This is a genomic window from Caballeronia sp. LZ029, from assembly GCF_031451275.1.
Classification (GTDB): Bacteria; Pseudomonadota; Gammaproteobacteria; order Burkholderiales; family Burkholderiaceae; genus Caballeronia; species Caballeronia jiangsuensis.
This window is the reverse complement of record NZ_JARUXO010000003.1, coordinates 504,910-522,480: the sequence shown is the minus strand read 5'-3', so window position 1 is coordinate 522,480 and position 17,571 is coordinate 504,910. Positions and strand designations below refer to the sequence as shown.

Genomic DNA, 17,571 nt, shown 5'->3' with positions numbered 1-17,571 from the left:
CACCCGATGTTCATCCGAAACGGCGTTACCTATGAGTTCCATCACATGGGCATCCCGACGCGCGAGCCGCGCGAAGGCGAGCGCTACAGCGCGCAGTTCCGCATGCATACGAGCGACGCCGATTGCGAACTCATGCGCGTGCAATATCACCGTTTCGACGAAGGCAGCACGCTGCCCGAGCTGATGCGCACCGTGCCGCATGTCGCGTTCAAGGTCAGCGATCTGACGAAAGCGATCGAAGGCAAGCTGGTGCTGCTCGGCCCCTACGAACCGATCGACGGCTTTCGCGTCGCGGTGATTCGAGACGGCGAAGCGCCCGTCGAACTCATCGAAACGACACTCACCGACGAGCAGATCTGGGGCCGCGCGAAGAGCGGCACGCGGGCATCGATTTATCGTTGAAGCCAGGCGGCGGACGCACACACGAAAATACAAGAGGCCGCATCGATGAGCGGCCTCTTCTCGCGTTTGTGCGAGCCTTCGCGCGACGCAACCGGCCGGAGCCGGTTCGTCGTGGCGTACAGCGTCAGGCCGTCACGCGCGTGATGCCGCCGCTCGACAGGAGCCGCACGCGCTGGCCGGCATAGAACATCTGGCCATCGGCTGCCTGGGTGATCGCGCGCAGATCGCCGTTGTCGAGCCGCACCGTGATCTCGAGTCCCTTCTGCCGTTCGAAATGGTCCTGCACCTGATCGCCCGCCACCGCGCCGGCCAGTCCGCCGATCACGCCCGCGAGCAACGAGCCGTGTCCGCCTCCGACCGCGCTGCCCGCGACCGCGCCGAGCAGGCCGCCGCCGAGCGCACCGAGCGGGCTCGACTGGCCATTGTTGTTTTCGATCGTCACGCCGCGCACGCTTTCGACGGTCGCCATGCGCACCGTTTCTTCGTGCTGCGTCTGCATGCTGTTGTACACGTCGGCGGAACTGCCCATCGACGCACAGCCGCTCATCCCCACCGCGCAGGCGACGGCAAGCGCGCATACCGCGATAGTCGATTTGTTCATTTTTTGCTCCTCAGATCGGACGATGTCTTTGTTGGGTTCGGCTCGCGCTGCGTGTGTCGCGTTGCCATGGAATGCATCGTAAAGAGGCTGAATGAGCGCTGAATGATGACGCGCGGCGCGCTTGACCTTCATGATTGAAGCGCTTATACAGAACTCTCACCGCTCGCGACCGGAGTCCTGAATGACAAGAAACGCGATTCCCATGGTGGTTTGCGCCGTCGCTCTCGCTGCGTGTTCCACCGACGGCTCCAATACGCCACCACCGCCCGGCACCACGACGACGACGCTGCCCTCCGGCGGCATCTACAAAGGCACGCTCAAAGGCAGCACCGCCGAAGCCACCCTGCTCATGCTCTTCGACGGCACCGCGTATCTCTTCTACGGAGGCGCGGGCGGCACGGGACTCGCGGGCGTCGCGGTCGCGAAGAACGGCGCGCAATCGGGCAACGGGCGCTTCACCAGCGACTCCGCGTTCGACTACCGCATCGGCCGGGGAAGCGCATCGCCGGCCGTGTTCAACGCGGACTTCGCGCACGCGCCCGTCGTCGATGGAACCATCGCGAACAAGGACGGCAGCGCGGGGCTCGCGTTCTCCGCCAGCGCCGCGACGATACTCGACATCGCGCCGACCCGCGCCAACCTGGGCGGACTGTATAGCGGGCGCGGCATGGCGCTCGGCGGCACGACGCAGACGCGCATCACGATCGCAGGCGACGGCTATCTGGCCGGCACGACGACATCCGGCTGCATCTTCAAGGGCACCGCGGCGCCGCACGAAGGCGCGAACGCATACGACGTCTCGGTGACGTTCGGCCCCGCGCCCTGCCCGCTTCCCGATGCGACCGTGACCGGTAACGCGGTGCTCGACAGCGCGCGTCTCATCGTGGCGCTGCCAAGCCCGAATCGGTCCGACGTGTTTCTTTTTGATGGCCGGAAATAGATGCCGCATGGATCGTTGCGCGGCCCTGAAAATTAGTCATCCAATGCTTACATAAGCGTTTTCTATCCTAAGATTGTTTCACTGCAGGCAGCGTCGCGGCGCTCGCGTCCAGTCGTTTCCGGTCGCGCGCTTCGGCGATCGTAGTCGTGTGTCGTTCAGTGCAATTTCCCGAAGGAGTCTTGCTTTGCATGGAACCGGTCCACGGCGCCGAGGCGCCCGATCCGGTCGACAACAACAGGAGACAAACCAGATGAATGCAACGCTGAAGCTTTTGCCGCTGGCCGTCGGTGCAATGTTCGCCTGCCTGCCGTATGCGAACGCCGCGCAGGACAACGTCAACACGCTGTCGAACTTCCGTCAGACCGGCAACGCCACGCCGGCGGAAACCATCCCGCAAGCCGGCCAGACCGCCGACGCGCTGCGCAAGAATCTCGAACAGATCAAGCTGCCGCCGGGCTTCAAGATCGAACTGTATGCGGTGGTGCCGGAAGCCCGCGCGATGGCGATCGAGCCTTCGACGGGCGTCGTGTTCGTCGGCACGCGCAAGAATCGCGTGTGGCAGGTCACCGATCGGACCAAGCAGCGCGTCGCGAGCGATGTGGTGCAGTTCGCGTCGTCGGTGACGTTCAAGGTGCCCAACGGCGTGTGCTTCTCGCCGGACGGCGTGCTTTACGTGGTCGAGCAGAATCGCGTGCTGGGTTTTCCGGCCGCGCAGTTCTTCGGCGAAGGCGGACCGGATGTCGCGGCGGCGGTCGTCGTGCCGCAGGGCAAGCTGATTCCGACGCAGTTCGAAAGCTTCAATCACGGTGCGCGCTACTGCCGCATCGGGCCGGACAAGAAGCTGTACGTCGCGCTCGGCCAGCCGTGGAACGTGCCGCCGAAAGACAAGCTCGCGGAGCTCGATCGCAACGGGCTCGCCGGCATCATCCGTCTGGATCAGGACGGCAAGAACCGCGAAGTGTATGCACATGGCGTGCGCAATTCGGTCGGCCTCGATTTCAATCCGAAGGACAAGACGCTCTGGTTCACCGATAACCAGGTCGACGGCATGGGCGACGACATCCCGCCCGGCGAGCTGAACCACGCGACCAAGGGCGGCGAGAATTTCGGCTTCCCGTGGTACGGCGGCGGCAAGGTGCGCACGGTGGAATACAAGGACCAGAATCCGCCGGCGGGCGTCGTGTTCCCGCAGGTCGAGTTCGCCGCGCACGCCGCCGATCTCGGCATGTCGTTCTATAACGGCAAGATGTTCCCGCAGAAGTATCAGGGCGGCGTCTTCGATGCGGAGCACGGCTCCTGGAACCGCACCAAGCCGATCGGCGCGCGCCTCATGTTCATCCCGATCAAGGACGACGGCACCGCGGGCGAAGCGGAAGTCTTCGCGGAAGGCTGGCTCACGTCGACGGGCGAATACATGGGCCGCCCCGTCGACGTGCAGATGCTGCAGGACGGTTCGCTCCTCGTCTCCGACGACTACGCGGGCGCGATTTATCGCATCTCGTATACGGGGGCCAAATGAGGATCGCGTTGACGGCGGCAATGCTGGCGGGCGTGCTCGCGGCGATGTCGCACGCCGCGTTCGCCGCTGGCGATGTCAAAGCCGGGCGTGCGAAAGCGACGGCATGCGCGGCGTGTCACGGCATCGACGGCATGTCGAAACTGCCGGAAGCGCCCAATCTCGCCGGGCAGACGGAGGAATATCTCGTGAAGGCGCTCAACGATTTCCGCTCGGGCGAGCGCAAGAACGAGATGATGTCGATGATGGCGAAAACCTTGTCGGATGCGGATGTCGCCAATCTGGCGGCGTACTACCACAGCCTCGGCAAGCAGTGAACGGCGACAAACTGTTGCAAATTTGCTGCGGTACAAACCCGATTGCGATTTTTTTTGTTTTAGGTGTTGACTCGGAGGCTTAAGGGTTTATACTTACACCTGTCTCCTCCATGTCTCAACCGATGTGGATTCAAGCCCGCTCAACTGAAGCGGGCTTTTTTTTGGCCTTTTTTCGCCGCTCTCTGCGCTAGCGCTCGTCCGGCATTTCACCGCGCAATTCGGCCTCGATCCGGTCTATCGACGGCAGCGTGGTCTCCAGCGACGCCGGAACTTCCCGAAGCAGTTGATATTCGGCCACGCCTATCGGGTTGGCGACGCCTCGCAGCGCATATTCGGCGACGAGCCGGTTCTTCTCCTTGCACAGCAAAAGCCCGATCGTCGGCTGATCTTCGGGCGCTTTGAGTTGCGCATCGACGGCGGACAGGTAGAAATTGAGCTGGCCCGCGTATTCCGGTTTGAACGACGTCGTTTTCAGTTCGACAACCACGTAGCAGCGCAGCTTCAGGTGGTAGAACAGCAGATCGATGAAAAACTCGTCGCCGCCCACGTCGAGCCGGTATTGCCGGCCGACGAAAGCAAAACCCGCCCCCAGTTCCAGCAGAAACCGCGTGATGTGACGCGTGAGCGCCTGTTCGATATCGCGTTCCTGCGCGTTCTCGGTCAATCCGAGGAAATCGAAGATATAGGGATCTTTCAGCGCGTCGCGCGCCAGATCGGATTGCGGCGGCGGCAGCCGCTCGCCGAAATTCGTGACGGCGCCGCCGTTGCGCGCGTGCGCGAGGGTTTCGATCTGCATCACGAGAATCTGACGCGACCAGCCGTGCTCGAGCGCCTTTGCCGCGTACCAGCTCCGGTCGTCGGGATTCTTCAGCTTGTCCAGCAGTGTGCAGAGATGGAACCACGGCAATTGTGCAGCAGGCTGCTGCACGAATTCTTCGTCCGGCCACGCCTGCGCCAGTGCGCGCATGTACTTGAGATTGCGCGGCGAGAATCCGCGCATGTCGGGAAACGCGGATTTCAGGTCACGCGCGAGCTGATCGATGACGCCGGCGCCCCAGCCTTGTCGACGCTGGCGATCGAGAATGTCGCGACCGATCTGCCAATACAACGTGACGAGTTCGCGGTTCGCGCTGGCCGCGGCACGCTGGCGCGCTCGCTCGACGCGTAGTTTCAGATCGGCGAGCCAGCGCCGGTAATCGTCGCCCCAGACGGTGGAAAGATTGGCGGTCATGCAGTTCTGGTTGGACGCCGGTTGTTCTGGAGCGGTCATTATCGACGGATTCGACCTGTCGGAACATGTCGCCCACGCAACCGCGCCTCTCCCCGGCGAGGCGCGGCTGCGATTCCGGCGATCGCGTATTGCTGCGTCTGTGTTGGTCTCCCGACGCGCCCCGCGCGCAAGGCTTGGGGTTACCTTCCCAGGCTCTTAGGCCTCGATGCTTTATGTTGTCCACATTTTTGGTGCACAAGCCTGTGGATATCGTTTTGGGTTTTGCTGCAACGCATTGATTCGACAACGCTTACACCCACCGCCCAGCGACGCGCCCCGTTCGCGCCCGCCGGCTCAGTCGGCGTTCGGCATGCAGGACGCGAGTATCGCGTCGATGCGATTCATCTCGATGCTGAAAATCGACTGCGGCGCGGTGGCGTTCAATTCGTCCGCGGCGGAGCGCGGCAGCGCCATCGCAATAGTGGCCGTCGCGAGCAGCGCAACAACCACCGACAGGAACCAGGAAATGAAGGCCATCGCCAACCTCGTCAAGAAAAGTCTCTCTGAATCGGCGCGCGTGAACGTCAGCGCGTGATGTGAAGAGTACGGCCGCGCGATGCTTCGCACAGCCCTCCGGACGGGGGGACTTGAAGGAGGGTAACTACGGACGCAAGCGCGGCGAGGGCGTGGTCGGAACGTCTTGCGCGAGCGCCGCGGCTTCCTGCGCGCGTATCGCGCGGAGAAAGCCTTCGCGTTCGCGCAGGCGGCGCCAGTACGCGGCAATCGATGGCGCGAAGCCTTCGCTCAAATCCAGAAACTCCGCGAGCATCAGCGCATAGCCGACGGAAATGTCCGCCGCCGTGAAACGCCCCGCGCACAGAAAAGTTTGAGCGTCGAGAAGCGGCGCGAGCGTGCGCAAGCGTGCGTGGAACCAGCGCGCGTAATCATCGACGATCTGCGGCTGCAGGCGATCCGGCGGCTCCAGATGCGCATAGCGCAGAACGAGCGTCTGCGGAAAAGTGAGCGTCGCTTCGCCGAAATGCAGGAAGTTGAGATAGCGGCCGAAATCCGCCTCGTGCGGCGCGACATCGAGCGCGCCCGGCGAATAGCGCGCCGCCAGATACTGGCAAATCGCCGACGATTCCGTCATGAAGAGCGCGCCGTCCTCGAACGCGGGAATCGTGCCGAGCGGATTCACGTCCTTGAAACCGCGAGCGAACACGCGCGGCGGAAACGGCAACATCTTCAGTTCATACGGCACGCCGATCTCTTCCAGCGCCCACAGCGGCCGGAACGAGCGCGCGCTCACGCAGTGATGCAGCGTAATCACGTCGATATGCTCCGCTCAGCCGAGCCAGGAAGGCTTGCGCTTTTCGAGGAAACTGCGCACGCCTTCGCGACCTTCGTCCGATGCGCGAATCCGCGCGATGCGTTCGGCGGTCTCCCCGATCAACGCTTCATCGATGTCCTTGCCCGCGAAATCCGCGACGAGCCGCTTGCATTCGCGCACGCCGTTCGGACTATTCGCGGCGATGCTCGCGGCGATCGCATCGACGCAGACGTCGAGTTGATCGGCGGCGACTGCTTCATGGACGAAGCCCAGTCGCAGCGCTTCGGCGGCGTCGAAGCGTTCCGCCGTCACGAAGTACCGATGCGCCGCGCGCGCGCCCATTGCGCGGATCACGTAGGGCGCGATCGTCGCGGGCATCAGGCCGAGCTTCGCTTCGGAGAGGCAGAAGTGCGCGGTATCGGCCGCGACCGCGATATCGCACACCGCGACGAGCCCCATGCCGCCCGCATAGGCGTCGCCCTGCACGCGCGCGATCACGGGCTTGCTGCACGCGTAGATCGTGTTGAGCATGGTCGCGAGGCCGAGCGCATCGGCGCGATTCTCCGCTTCCGAATAGCCCGCCATGCGCTTCATCCAGTTGAGATCCGCGCCCGCGCAGAACGCCGGGCCGCTCGCGGCGAGGACGATGACCCGCACGTTGGCGTCGTCGTCGAGCGCGCGGAAGGCGGCGGTCAGCTCGACGATGGTCGCGTCGTCGAAGGCGTTGCGCACGTCGGGGCGATCGAGCGTCACACGCGCGACGTGTCCTTCGATGCCGAGCTTCAGGCGTTGCAGATTCGATGCGTCGGTCACGGTGTCGTCTCCCTGATGTACTCGACTTGAGCGTTACTCAGTTTATATAGGCAGCCTGTCGGCGTTGATCGTTTAGTGTCTTCGAAAAACGCGCAAAACGTCAACTCAATTCTTTGAGCGTCACTCACAATTGCGTGACGCGACAATCATCCGACGAGACTCATACCCAACATGTCATAAAGCCAGCATGCGCCGACGTAATATAGTCGTATATATTACGGTGCTCGCGGAACCGTACTGCCGCACGCTCGCGGCCTCCAACGTGCCGTCCAAGATCGATCCATAAACAGAATTTCAACTCGATTCCAAGGAGTTTTACGTGAAGACTCGTATTTTGCGCGCTTTGCTTTCCGCCTTCGTTCCGTTAGCTGTCGGCGTCACCGCGAGCATCGCTGCCACGTCGGCGCTCGCGGGTGAAGTGCAGGTCGCGGTCGCCGCCAACTTCACGGCGCCCGTGCAGGCAATCGCCGCCGACTTCGAGAAAGATACGGGCAACAAGGTCGTCGCATCCTTCGGCGCGACGGGTCAGTTCTACGCGCAAATCAAGAACGGCGCACCGTTCGAAGTGTTCCTCGCCGCCGACGATTCCACGCCCGCCAAGCTCGACAGCGAAGGCGTGACGGTGCCCGGCAGCCGCTTCACGTACGCGACGGGCGCGCTCGCGCTGTGGTCCGCGAAGGACGGTTACGTCGACGACAAGGGCGAAGTGCTGAAGAAGAACGACTTCCGGCATATCGCGATCGCCAATGCGAAGGCCGCGCCTTACGGCCTCGCCGGCTATCAGACGCTCGACAAGCTCGGCCTGACCACGGAGATCAAGCCGAAGGTCGTCGAAGGTCAGAACATCTCGCAGACGCAGCAGTTCGTCGCGACGGGCAATGCGGAACTCGGCTTCGTCGCGCTGTCGCAGATCTACAAGGACGGCAAGATCACGAGCGGCTCGGCGTGGATCGTCCCGTCCGACCTGCATGAGCCGATCAAGCAGGACGCCGTGATCCTGAACAAGGGCAAGGACAATCCGGTCGCGAAGCAGTTCATCGATTATCTGAAGGGACCGAAAGCCGCCGCGGTGATCAAGTCCTACGGCTATCAACTGTAATTCCGCCGATGCCGCTCGATAGCGCCGATCTCCAGGCCATCACGCTGACGCTCGAACTGGCGTCGCTGACGACGGTGCTCCTGCTCCTCGTCGGCACGCCGATCGCGTGGTGGCTCACGCACACGCGCTCGAAGGTGAAAGGCATCGTCGGCGCGGTGGTGGCGTTGCCGCTCGTGCTGCCGCCGACGGTCATCGGCTTCTATCTGCTCGTGCTGATGGGGCCGAACGGCTATGTCGGCAAGCTGACGCAGGCGCTCGGCATCGGCCTGTTGCCGTTCACGTTCACCGGGCTCGTGGTCGGCTCGGTGATCTATTCGCTGCCCTTCGTCGTGCAGCCGTTACAGAACGCGTTCGAAGCAATCGGCCGCCGTCCGCTCGAAGCAGCCGCGACGCTGCGCGCCGGTCCGTGGGACACGTTCTTCGCGGTGGCGCTGCCGCTCGCGCGGCCGGGCATCGTCACGGCGACGATTCTCGGCTTCGCGCATACCGTCGGCGAATTCGGCGTCGTGCTGATGATCGGCGGCAATATTCCGGGGCGCACGCGCGTTGTGTCCGTGCAGATCTTCGATCACGTCGAGGCGCTCGAATACGCCCAGGCGCACTGGCTCGCCGGCGGCATGGTGGTATTCTCGTTCGTCGTTCTTCTCATGCTCTATTCCAGCCGACGTTCCGTTGCGGCTCATGTCTGAACTCACTTCCTCCCGTCTGACGCTCGGCCGCGCGCACACCCGTTCCGACGAAGCCATCGCGGCGCGCTTTCTCGTCGAGCACAAGGGCTTCACGTTCGATCTCGATCTCACGCTGCCCGGGCGCGGCGTCACCGCGATCTTCGGCCATTCCGGTTCCGGCAAGACCACGCTCCTGCGATGTCTCGCGGGGCTCGCTCGGCCGCGCGTCGGACGGCTCGTCGTCAATGGCGAAGTGTGGCTCGATACCGATCGCAACATCTTTCTGCCGACGCACAAGCGGCCGCTCGGCTATGTCTTTCAGGAAGCGAGCCTCTTTCCGCATCTGAGCGTGAAGAAGAACCTGCGCTTCGGGCTCGATCGCGTTCAGGCGGCGGAGCGGCGCGTGGATCTGTCGCAAGCGGCGGAACTGCTCGGCATCGGGCATCTGCTGGAGCGCATGCCCGCCGGCTTGTCGGGCGGCGAGCGGCAGCGCGTGGGCATCGCGCGGGCGCTCCTGACGAGCCCGCGTCTGCTCCTGCTCGACGAACCGCTCGCGTCGCTCGATCAGAAGCGCAAGCTCGAAATCCTTCCTTATCTGGAACGCCTGCACGACGAGCTGGATATCCCGGTGCTCTACGTGAGCCACGCGCCGGAAGAAGTCGCGCGCCTCGCGGATCACCTCGTGCTGCTCGAAGGCGGCCGCGCGCTCGCGAGCGGCCCGATCGCCGATACGCTCGCCCGCCTCGACCTGCCGCTAGCGGTCGCCGACGATGCATCGGTCGTGTTCGAAGGCATCGTCGATGGATACGACAGCGCGTACGGCCTGCTGACGCTCGCGTTGCCGGGTTCGCGCGCGAAGCTCGCCGTCGTGCATGCGCCCGTCGCGGAAGGCAAATCGATGCGCGTGGCCGTGAAGGCGCGCGACGTGAGTCTCATCACGGGCACGCACGAACATGAACGCAGCAGCGTGCTCAACGTGCTGCCCGCGACGGTCGTCGGCATTGCGAGCGACGCCAATCCGTCGCAAGCCGTGGTGCGCCTCGATGTCGACGGCTCGCCGCTGCTCGCGCGCGTCACACGCTATTCGATGGACCGGCTCGCGATCGTCGAAGGCATGCGCCTGTGGGCGCAGGTCAAGACGGTGTCGCTACTCGCCTGAGCGCGCCTTGAGCGCGGCGTATTGCAGGAGCATGATCGTCTTGCCGTCCATGATTTCGCCGCGCTCGATCATCTGCATGGCCGTTTGCAGCGGCACTTCGATCGTCTCGATCTCCTCGCCCTCTTCCTCGACGCCGCCGCCCGCCGACACGCGCATCGAGCCGTCGTAATCGCCGATATAGAAGTAGAGCTTCTCCGTCACCGATCCGGGACTCATGAACGCCTCGAAGATTTTTTCGACGTGATGCACCCGGTAGCCCGTTTCCTCTTCCACTTCGGCGCGGATGCGCTCTTCCGGCGTTGCGTCGTCGAGCAGGCCGCCGGGCGCTTCGATCAGCATGCCGTCGTGTCCGTTGACGAACGCGGGCATACGGAACTGCCGCGTCAGCAGCACGTTGCCGGTCTTGCGATCGCGCAGCAGGATGGTCGCGCCGTTGCCGCGATCATAGGTTTCGCGGCTTTGACGCTGCCACGCGCCGTCGCGACGCTGAAAATCGAAAGTCACTTTCCTGAGAACGTACCAGTCGTCAGACAGCACTTCGGTTTTGAGGATGCGCACGCGGTCTTTCGTTTCCATCGGATCACCTGTTCGACAACTCGTTGGACTCATGGTAACGTGCAATTTCGTGCAACATCAAGATAATTCGTGCAATCTCATGTTGACCAGCCAACGCAAGAAAGCGATCCTCGACGCCCTGAAACGCGACGGCCAGGTGCTCGCCACGGAACTGAGCGCGCGTTTCGGCGTTTCCGAGGACACCGTACGGCGCGACCTGCGCGAACTCGCCGCCGAAGGACTGTTGCAACGCGTGCATGGCGGCGCACTGCCCGCTTCGCCCGCGATCGCGCCGTTCGCGCGGCGCGAGGAAATGGAATCGGACGCGAAACGGCGCATCGCGAAGAAGGCGGCGGAAACGATCGCGCCGGGACAGGTCGTGATCGTCGATGGCGGCACGACGTCCGCGCTGCTCGTGCGTCAACTGCCCGAGAATCTGCGCGCGACGATCGTCACGCATAGCCCGAGCGTCGCGGTTGCGCTGGCGGAACACGCATCGGTCGAAGTCGTGCTGATCGGCGGCAAGCTCTACAAGCATTCGATCGTCACCGTGGGCGCGGCCGCCGTCGAAGCCATGTCGCACATCCATGCCGATATCTATTTCATGGGCGTGACCGGCGTGCATCCGACGGCCGGACTCACCACCGGCGATTTCGAGGAAGCGCACATCAAGCGCGCGCTCGCGGCGCGGGCGGCGGAAACCGTCGTGCTCGCGTCGGCGGCGAAGCTCAATGCGGCGTCGGCTTACAAGATCGGCGGGATCGAACTCGCGCAGACGATCATCGTCGAGGAAGCAGCCGACACGAAGCTGACCGAGCCGATCGAACAGGCCGGAATTACCGTGCTGCGCGCCTGAAACCGCGACAATTTCTTACCGGGTAACGCGCCGAAAAATACCGGACCGCTCGTGTAATTGAATTTCTCCGGCAAGTGGAATAGCGTTGAAAGATGCGCCATGTCCAGTCAACAGCGGAGGTCGGTTTTCCGTTATAGGCATCGACACCGCAAACAATTTTTCTGGAGAAGGTCGTGAATCGCCTGAAGGCTTTTATCGCGCTATCGCTGATCGCGAGCGCGGGCGTGACCGCCAACGCGTATGCATGGGCGCGCGTCGGCGTGTGGGTCGGCGGACCCGTGTATTACCCGTATCCCGTCGCGCCCGTGCCGTATTACTACTATCCGCCGCCGCCCGTGGTCGTCCAGCCGTCCGCGCCGGTTCAGTATGTCGAGCAGGGCCAGGCCGCCGCCGATCCGGGCGCGCCCGCCCAGCAGGCCGGCATGTGGTACTACTGCGACTCCGCGAGGGCCTACTACCCGTACGTGAAGCAATGTTCCGACGCCTGGCGTCCGGTTCCGGCCACGCCGCCGCCGTCGAACTGATGCCTTTTCTGCGCCCCGAAACAGACTACGAAGCGAATTCGCAAGACTCCATGAACTACTCAAGGCTTGCCCTGCTCCTCGCGGCAATCGGCGTTTCGGCCTGCACCGTGATGCCTACCGGCCCGAGCGTGATGGCGCTGCCCGGCAGCACCAAAACGTTCGACCAGTTCCGCGCCGACGATTCCTCATGCCGCCAGTTCGCCCTCAATCAGGTCGGCGGCGTCGACGCCAATCAGGCGGCAACCAATAGCGCGGTCGGCAGCGCGGTCGTAGGCACTGCGCTCGGCGCGGCGGCGGGCGCGGCGTTCGGCGGCGGCTCGGGCGCGGCCATCGGCGCGGGAGCGGGCTTGCTGACCGGCAGCGCGTTCGGCGTCGGCGCATCGCAGGCATCGGGTTACAACGTGCAGCAACGCTACGATTACGCGTATCTGCAATGCATGTACGCCGCCGGCGACAAGGTGCCCGTGCGCGGCGCCACGCGCACCGTCCAGCCTTCCGGCGCGTACAGCACCACACCACCGCCGCCGCCTCCGCCGCCGGGCTGGCAGCCGCCGCCTGGAGCGTACTGACAGGGTCATCAGCGCCGCACGCGCTGGTCGTCGTCGATGGCGTTTAGCGGCGCGCCCGGCACGAACGCCGGTGCGACGAGCAGGCCCGTCACCCAGCCGATATAAAACCGCAAGTCGCTCCAGAATTCCGATCGTTCATAAACGCGAAACGCCTCGACGTGCGCGAGCCATAGCACGAGTTGCAGCGCGCCGGTCAGCGCGAGCCAGGCGAGCGCGATCACCCCGGTCGCGCGGGCGCAGCGCCTGAACGTCGACGCATCCCACTGTTCCCGCACGATGATGCATCCTGCGATCAGCACGCCGGTCGCCGGAATCACGCTCGTCACGAGCACGTGCGCGCTCCATCCGAATATCACGCCCGCGACGAAGCTGACGATCACCGCGAGCGCCGCCACGGACCACGCGATCCACGACGACGCGCGCGCCGCCATCCACGCCAGCGTGATGAAGAACGGTATGAGCGCCCATTGCAAAGCCTGCGCGACGGCTTTCGCGAGGTTCTCGCCCGCGTGCTCGTTCGAATGGCTCGCCGCGACATAAACGGTGATCGCTTCGTGCACGCAGACGGCGACGATCGCGAAGCTCAACGCCTCGCACGCGGCGAAGGCCGGCGATTTCTCCGTGTGCTCGGGCGCGTCGCCGAGACCGCGCACGCGTTCCAGCACAGGTTCGACGAAGAACGCGAGAATCGCGCCGATCAGCAGCGCGGCGGCGGCGTCGGTCAGCGAAAAATGGCCGAAGACGGAAAAGAGACCTTGCCACAGAAATTCGGGCGCGGCCGCGCACACGGCCACCCACAGCGCGAAGAAGAACCCGTTCGAAGCACTTCTGAGCGGCATGGCCACCTCGATGCGTTTTTATTGTTCCGGCAGCGGCGCTTCCTTCACGCGGTCGATCAACGCCGTGCGCACGCGCTCGCGCAAGTCGGCGGGCATCGAAAAACATTCGTAGGCGAGCGCCTGCGCGACGGTCACGATGCGCATTTCCTCGTAGCGCCGACCGCTTTCGATCATCGCTTCGAACGCGTTGGCGCGCTCGTTGATTTCGATCGGATCGGCATCGACGAGCAGAACGGCGTGCGCGAGCACCGCGTAAAGCGGCTGATCCTTGTCGCCGTGCGGCACGCGCCGCCAGTACTGCGCCGTGCCCGCGACCTTGCGCGCGTCGTCGCCGGGGCCCCACGCGAGATTGAAGCGGCCATCGCAGAACGAGCCTTCGACGGCCTGCCAGTGCGTCAGCACGCCGAGCGAGTTGAGCGCATCCGCGAGAATCCTGCACAGATGCACGTAGACGGTTTCGGAGAGCGTGCCCATCGGCGCGCGCACCGGATACGCGAGGCTCAGATTGAGAATGCCCGGGCCTTGCGGCACGAGGCCGCCGCCCGACAGACGCAGCCACACGGGACAGCCGCGCTGCGCGAAAGCCTCGCGCGCATCGGCGAGCGCCGCGTAACGCTGATAGCTGCGCGGCACGACCAGCGACACGGGCGCATCCCAGACGTGCGCGACGGCCTCGCCGGCGGCCGCGCGTGAGAGCAGCGCTTCCTCGGCGTCTAGCGGATCGCCGGAAAGGGAAGCGGGATCGATCAGTTGGAAGGGCATGGCATCGATGTCCGGGCGCGTCGCGGGCGACGCCATCCAAGCATGGTAGCGAATAACCGCACAAGCGAGCGCGCCCCGTCGGCGGCCTTCTCCGGCGGGGCGCGTGCGGCTCGGGCGCGGTCAGCCTGCCTTCGCCACGTGCTCCTTCAGCAACGCATTGACTTCGTTCGCCTTCTCCATCTGGCTCATGTGGCCGGCGTCCTCGAACACGCGCACGGTCGCGCCTTCCGGTGCGTGCTTCGCGTGCGCGGCGGGAATGATCTGGTCCTTCTCGCCCCAGATCACGAGCACCGGCTTGCCCGTCGCGGCCAGCTTGCCGCCCGGCTGCGCGCTCTGCCTGCCGCCCGCGAACAGTCCGCCATTGAGCGATGTCAGCGCGTCGCTGACGCCATCGAGCCGCTTGTACTTCAGCAGATCGTCGAGCATCTGGCGGCTCACCAGATCGGGATTCGCGAACAGCAGTTCGACGACCGGCTTCAGTTCGCGCCGCGATTCCGCTGTCACGAAGCCTTCGGTGTACGCGTTGTTCACTTCATCGCCGAAACCGGCAGGCGAAATCAGCGATACCGATTGCACGCGCGCCGGCTGATCGACGGCCATCTGCGCCGCGATGCCGCCGCCCATCGAGTGCCCGACGAGATGCGCCTTTTCAATCGACACCGCGTCCATGAACTTGCCGACGAAGCCCGCGAGGTCCGCCAGCGTCGTTCCCGGCACTTTCGGCGTCGATTGCCCGTGGCCCGGCAAATCCAGCGCGAACACGCGATTCTTCTCCGCGAGCGCATCGAGATTGAAGAGCCAGTTGTCGAGATCGCCGCCGAAGCCGTGGATGAACAGCACGGCTGGACGGTTCGCATCGTCGCCGCCGCGCGATGCGTAGCGCACGCGGATGCTATCGACATCGACGAAGTGATACGCCGCCGCTTCCTCGCCCTCTTCTTCGTCTTCGGCGGGCGTCACGTACGAGGAGACATACGCGTCGATGTCGGCGTCGCTCACGTCGGAAGCCGCGAGCACGCCGAGCAGCGCCTTCACCGGCAGCGTATCGCCCGCCGCCGCCACTTTGCGCCGCAGCAAGCCGGCGTCGGGCGCTTCGACGGCATTGGCGATCTTGTCGGTTTCCACATCGAGAATCGGCATGCCGACGGTGATCTCCGTGCCCTCCTCCACGAGCCACTCATTGACCGTGCCTTCCTTCATCGACAAGCCCCACTTGGGCATCACGATCGGTGTGATTGCGGACATCAGTGCTTTCCTCCCTTCATGGTTTTTCGTGCGGCGTCGGCGATCTGCGCGGCGCTCGGAATGTACAGGTCTTCGAGCGTCGGCGAGAACGGCACCGGCGTATGCGGCGCGCAGACCATCTGGATGCCAGATTTCAGCGCGCCGAACGCCTGTTGCGCGACCTGCGCGGAAATATCGGTGGCGATATTGCAGCGCGGATTCGCTTCATCGACGACGACGAGCCGCCCCGTGTTCTCGACGGTTTCGAGCACCGTGTCGAGATCGAGCGGCGACAGCGTGCGCAAATCGACGACTTCCGCTTCGATGCCCTCCTTCGCGAGCGTCGATGCCGCTTCGAGCGCGCGATGCACCATCAGTCCATACGTAACGATCGACACGTCCTTGCCGTCGCGCACGACGTTCGCCTCGCCGAACGGAATCGCGTACGAGTTCTCGGGCACTTCGCCTTCGAAGCCGTAGAGATTCTTGTGCTCGCAGAAGATCACGGGATCGTTGTCGCGGATCGCCTGGATCAACAAGCCCTTGGTGTCGTAAGGCGTGCTCGGGCAGACGACTTTCAGACCCGGAATATGCGTGAACAGGGAAGTCAGCATCTGACTGTGCTGAGCCGCCGCGCGAAAGCCCGCGCCGACCATCGCGCGAATCACGACGGGCGTTTCCGCCTTGCCGCCGAACATATAGCGGAACTTGGCGGCCTGATTGAAGATCTGGTCGAAGCACACGCCCATGAAGTCGATGAACATCAGCTCCGCGACCGGCCGCATGCCGCACGCCGCCGCGCCGATCGCCGCGCCGACATACGCGGATTCCGACAGCGGCGTGTCGAGCAACCGGTCGCCGTGTTTCGCGTAGAGTCCCTTCGTCACGCCGAGCACGCCGCCCCACGCGTCTTTCTCGCCGTCCGCGCCTGCGCCGCCGACGATGTCCTCACCCAGCACGATCACGCTCGGATCGCGCGTCATTTCCTGATCGATGGCTTCGTTGATCGCCATCTTCATGCTCAGTTTGCGGGCCATGGTGGTTATCTCCTCGATTTAGTATTTGACGTAGACATCGGTGAGCAGATCGGCGGCGGTCGGCAAAGGCGCGTCCTTCGCTTCCTGCACCGCGCGGTCGATCAGCGCGGCGACTTCCTTGTCGATCGCGTCGAGTTCGGCGGGGGAAATCACATCGGCTTGCGTGACGGCGGCCGCGAACTTCTTCAGGCAATCCTTGTTCGAGCGGATATCGTCGAGTTCTCCCGGCGCGCGATAAGTCTGCGCATCGCCTTCGAAATGGCCGTAGAAACGGATCATCTTGCATTCGAGCAGCGCCGGGCCGCCGCCTTCGCGCGCGCGCTTGATCACTTCGCCCGCCGCCTCGTGAACCGCGAAGAAATCGGTGCCGTCGACGGTCACGCCCGGAATGCCGAAGCCCGCCGCGCGATCGACGTAGCTATCGACCGCCGTGCCGTAATCGCGCGCCGTCGATTCCGCGTAGCCGTTGTTCTCGATCACGAAGATCACCGGCAGATTCCACACGGCCGCGAGGTTCAGGCTTTCGAGGAACGTGCCCTGGTTCGACGCGCCGTCGCCCGCGAAGGTAATGCCCACTTCGCCCTTGCCGCGAAACTTCGCCGCGAGCGCCGCGCCGCAAATCAGGGGCGCGCCAGCGCCGAGAATGCCGTTCGCGCCCATCATTCCTTTCGACAGATCGGCGATATGCATCGAGCCGCCCTTGCCGTTGCACGAACCGCCCTTCTTGCCGTAAATCTCCTTCATCATCGCGACAGGATCGACGCCCTTCGCGATGCAGTGTCCGTGTCCGCGATGCGTGCTCGCGATGCGGTCGCCATCGGTCAGATGACTCATGATGCCGACGCCCGCCGCCTCCTCGCCCGCGTACAGGTGCACGAAGCCGGGAATGTCGCCGCGTCCGAAATCGACGTGCAGACGCTCCTCGAAATCGCGGATCGTGCGCATCTTGCGATACGCGCCCAGCAGTTCTTCCTTCGAGAGCGGCAAGCCGCCCGCATGCTGTTGCGACGCTGTCATGTCTGTCTCCTTGGTGGATTAACGAAGCGCGGGCTGACGCATCAGCCCGGACGTGGGCGCGGGAAACCGAAACCCCGCCACCGCGATAAAGACAAAAGCCATTTAATTAAAAGGGATAGGGAAGTGAAAGAAG

21 protein-coding genes are annotated in these 17,571 nt (G+C 64.2%); 10 read left to right on the top strand and 11 right to left on the bottom strand.

Annotated elements, in window-relative coordinates; all coding sequences use genetic code 11:
* Positions 1 to 6 precede the first annotated feature (6 nt).
* Positions 7 to 402: a hypothetical protein gene (locus QCE73_RS21765; RefSeq protein WP_309883521.1), complete on the top strand. Its 396-nt coding sequence runs from the start codon at positions 7 to 9 to the stop codon at positions 400 to 402.
* Between the two features lie 124 nt (positions 403 to 526).
* Here the strand turns inward: QCE73_RS21765 and QCE73_RS21760 are convergent, their stop codons facing one another.
* Entirely contained in the window at positions 527 to 1,003 is a 477-nt protein-coding gene (locus tag QCE73_RS21760) for a glycine zipper 2TM domain-containing protein (RefSeq protein ID WP_309883520.1), read from the bottom strand.
* A gap of 181 nt (positions 1,004 to 1,184) precedes the next feature.
* Between QCE73_RS21760 and QCE73_RS21755 the strand changes: the two genes are divergently transcribed.
* The 3 genes from QCE73_RS21755 (at position 1,185) to QCE73_RS21745 (ending at position 3,776) form a co-directional block, all read left to right on the top strand.
* Entirely contained in the window at positions 1,185 to 1,943 is a 759-nt protein-coding gene (locus QCE73_RS21755; RefSeq protein ID WP_309883519.1) for a hypothetical protein, read from the top strand.
* Between the two features lie 250 nt (positions 1,944 to 2,193).
* Positions 2,194 to 3,462: a PQQ-dependent sugar dehydrogenase gene (locus tag QCE73_RS21750; RefSeq protein WP_309883518.1), complete on the top strand. Its 1,269-nt coding sequence runs from the start codon at positions 2,194 to 2,196 to the stop codon at positions 3,460 to 3,462.
* Complete coding sequence (locus QCE73_RS21745; RefSeq protein ID WP_250485706.1) at positions 3,459 to 3,776, top strand: cytochrome c; 318 nt, start codon at positions 3,459 to 3,461, stop codon at positions 3,774 to 3,776. Before QCE73_RS21750 ends, QCE73_RS21745 begins: the two co-directional genes overlap by 4 nt.
* A gap of 187 nt (positions 3,777 to 3,963) precedes the next feature.
* Here the strand turns inward: QCE73_RS21745 and QCE73_RS21740 are convergent, their stop codons facing one another.
* The 4 genes from QCE73_RS21740 to QCE73_RS21725 all read right to left on the bottom strand — a co-directional run bounded on the left by QCE73_RS21740 (position 3,964) and on the right by QCE73_RS21725 (position 7,129).
* A complete protein-coding gene (locus tag QCE73_RS21740; protein WP_309883517.1) occupies positions 3,964 to 5,007 on the bottom strand; it encodes a PDDEXK nuclease domain-containing protein in 1,044 nt (347 codons plus the stop codon).
* 333 nt (positions 5,008 to 5,340) lie between these two features.
* Entirely contained in the window at positions 5,341 to 5,523 is a 183-nt protein-coding gene (locus tag QCE73_RS21735; RefSeq protein WP_035507079.1) for a hypothetical protein, read from the bottom strand.
* Positions 5,524 to 5,647: 124 nt separating this feature from the next.
* Entirely contained in the window at positions 5,648 to 6,316 is a 669-nt protein-coding gene (locus tag QCE73_RS21730) for a glutathione S-transferase family protein (RefSeq protein ID WP_309883515.1), read from the bottom strand.
* A gap of 15 nt (positions 6,317 to 6,331) precedes the next feature.
* Positions 6,332 to 7,129 (bottom strand): enoyl-CoA hydratase/isomerase family protein, encoded by a 798-nt coding sequence (locus tag QCE73_RS21725; RefSeq protein WP_309883514.1) that lies wholly within the window; start codon positions 7,127 to 7,129, stop codon positions 6,332 to 6,334.
* A 343-nt stretch (positions 7,130 to 7,472) separates the two neighbouring features.
* On the opposite strand from QCE73_RS21725, the gene modA reads away from it, so the two are divergent.
* The 3 genes from modA to modC are packed head-to-tail and all read left to right on the top strand — an operon-like array spanning position 7,473 to position 10,055.
* Positions 7,473 to 8,228 (top strand): molybdate ABC transporter substrate-binding protein, encoded by a 756-nt coding sequence (gene modA, locus QCE73_RS21720; protein ID WP_404989806.1) that lies wholly within the window; start codon positions 7,473 to 7,475, stop codon positions 8,226 to 8,228.
* 8 nt (positions 8,229 to 8,236) lie between these two features.
* Positions 8,237 to 8,917 (top strand): molybdate ABC transporter permease subunit, encoded by a 681-nt coding sequence (gene modB, locus QCE73_RS21715; protein WP_035507089.1) that lies wholly within the window; start codon positions 8,237 to 8,239, stop codon positions 8,915 to 8,917.
* Positions 8,910 to 10,055: a molybdenum ABC transporter ATP-binding protein gene (gene modC / locus QCE73_RS21710; RefSeq protein WP_309883512.1), complete on the top strand. Its 1,146-nt coding sequence runs from the start codon at positions 8,910 to 8,912 to the stop codon at positions 10,053 to 10,055. Before modB ends, modC begins: the two co-directional genes overlap by 8 nt.
* Here the strand turns inward: modC and QCE73_RS21705 are convergent.
* A complete protein-coding gene (locus QCE73_RS21705; protein ID WP_035507094.1) occupies positions 10,044 to 10,631 on the bottom strand; it encodes an NUDIX domain-containing protein in 588 nt (195 codons plus the stop codon). The two genes, modC and QCE73_RS21705, sit on opposite strands and share 12 nt — an antisense overlap.
* Positions 10,632 to 10,662: 31 nt before the next feature.
* Here QCE73_RS21705 and QCE73_RS21700 point away from each other — a divergent pair, with 31 nt between their 5' ends.
* The 3 genes from QCE73_RS21700 to QCE73_RS21690 all read left to right on the top strand — a co-directional run bounded on the left by QCE73_RS21700 (position 10,663) and on the right by QCE73_RS21690 (position 12,559).
* Positions 10,663 to 11,466 carry a DeoR/GlpR family DNA-binding transcription regulator gene (locus QCE73_RS21700; protein ID WP_309883511.1) on the top strand — a complete coding sequence of 268 codons (804 nt, stop codon included), beginning with the start codon at positions 10,663 to 10,665 and terminating at the stop codon, positions 11,464 to 11,466.
* Positions 11,467 to 11,639: 173 nt separating this feature from the next.
* Positions 11,640 to 11,990: a hypothetical protein gene (locus tag QCE73_RS21695; RefSeq protein WP_035507099.1), complete on the top strand. Its 351-nt coding sequence runs from the start codon at positions 11,640 to 11,642 to the stop codon at positions 11,988 to 11,990.
* A gap of 50 nt (positions 11,991 to 12,040) precedes the next feature.
* Complete coding sequence (locus QCE73_RS21690) at positions 12,041 to 12,559, top strand: YMGG-like glycine zipper-containing protein (RefSeq protein ID WP_309883510.1); 519 nt, start codon at positions 12,041 to 12,043, stop codon at positions 12,557 to 12,559.
* 8 nt (positions 12,560 to 12,567) lie between these two features.
* On the opposite strand, the gene QCE73_RS21685 is transcribed toward QCE73_RS21690, so the two are convergent.
* The 5 genes from QCE73_RS21685 to QCE73_RS21665 all read right to left on the bottom strand — a co-directional run bounded on the left by QCE73_RS21685 (position 12,568) and on the right by QCE73_RS21665 (position 17,438).
* A complete protein-coding gene (locus QCE73_RS21685) occupies positions 12,568 to 13,398 on the bottom strand; it encodes a hypothetical protein (RefSeq protein ID WP_309883509.1) in 831 nt (276 codons plus the stop codon).
* Positions 13,399 to 13,416: 18 nt separating this feature from the next.
* The gene (locus QCE73_RS21680; RefSeq protein WP_309883508.1) at positions 13,417 to 14,160 is read right to left on the bottom strand and encodes a lipoyl protein ligase domain-containing protein; all 744 of its coding nucleotides are present in this window, start codon (positions 14,158 to 14,160) and stop codon (positions 13,417 to 13,419) included.
* A 120-nt stretch (positions 14,161 to 14,280) separates the two neighbouring features.
* The gene (locus QCE73_RS21675; RefSeq protein WP_309883507.1) at positions 14,281 to 15,405 is read right to left on the bottom strand and encodes an acetoin dehydrogenase dihydrolipoyllysine-residue acetyltransferase subunit; all 1,125 of its coding nucleotides are present in this window, start codon (positions 15,403 to 15,405) and stop codon (positions 14,281 to 14,283) included.
* A complete protein-coding gene (locus QCE73_RS21670) occupies positions 15,405 to 16,421 on the bottom strand; it encodes an alpha-ketoacid dehydrogenase subunit beta (protein WP_035507110.1) in 1,017 nt (338 codons plus the stop codon). The genes QCE73_RS21675 and QCE73_RS21670 overlap by 1 nt, the downstream gene beginning before the upstream one ends.
* An 18-nt stretch (positions 16,422 to 16,439) precedes the next feature.
* Complete coding sequence (locus tag QCE73_RS21665; RefSeq protein ID WP_035507112.1) at positions 16,440 to 17,438, bottom strand: thiamine pyrophosphate-dependent dehydrogenase E1 component subunit alpha; 999 nt, start codon at positions 17,436 to 17,438, stop codon at positions 16,440 to 16,442.
* Positions 17,439 to 17,571: the final 133 nt, after the last annotated feature.